Consider the following 675-nt stretch of genomic DNA (forward strand, 5'->3'; position numbering starts at 1 on the left):
CTTCATAATATTGTTTAAACGTTTCAATTTTACTTCCATCATCTAGTGTGAACGGCTCGTTACCGAATAACATTTTTTCATAGTGTTCTTTATTAAAGTCGTTGGAATACATGTAACCAGGCTCTTTATCAATATTGTTATGTTTGAAATCAGCGTACTCTACAAGCAAAACAAGTACTTTATCTTTACGAACTTCACCGTTATATTCTTTTTGTTTAGCAGGTGAAGTTGGCACTTTCCCATTTAAGCCGCCTCTAACTGGACTTGTTCCTGTTGCAGTCCCGTTTGCTGGTTGCTCTGATTTTTCTTTCGTATCTGTTTTTGCATCTTTCACTTTCTTTAAAAAGTCAGATGCTTCTTTCGTAAGTGGGTCCCCATTTGTCGCTTCTTTTCCAGGATTTTCTCCCTTTTTCTTCTCTACATACTTCTCAACAGCTTTCTTTGTTTCTGTCTCTGAAGCAGATGAATCAATTACCCCACGTTTTTTTAGCGCATTTGCTAATCGCTCTTCTGGGATTAAATGATCATCAACTGGGCTTGTAGCTGTTTTAGCCCCAGGCGTTTCTGCATACGCAGACTGGCTTCCAGCGCCAAACGAAAGGCCTAAAGCAGCTGTCAAAGCAATTGTTGATAACACTTTAAATGGTTTCTTTATCATCCCTTATTTCCTCCCCT

General features: G+C 38.8%; 1 protein-coding gene. It reads right to left on the minus strand.

What is annotated here, in order from left to right; genetic code table 11:
* On the minus strand, positions 1–658 hold a 658-nt coding region (locus tag KI356_RS24025; protein WP_212936676.1), incomplete at its 3' end, for an immune inhibitor A domain-containing protein.
* Positions 659–675: the final 17 nt, after the last annotated feature.

The organism is Bacillus hominis (genome assembly GCF_018332515.1).
Classification (GTDB): domain Bacteria; phylum Bacillota; class Bacilli; order Bacillales; family Bacillaceae_G; genus Bacillus_A; species Bacillus_A hominis.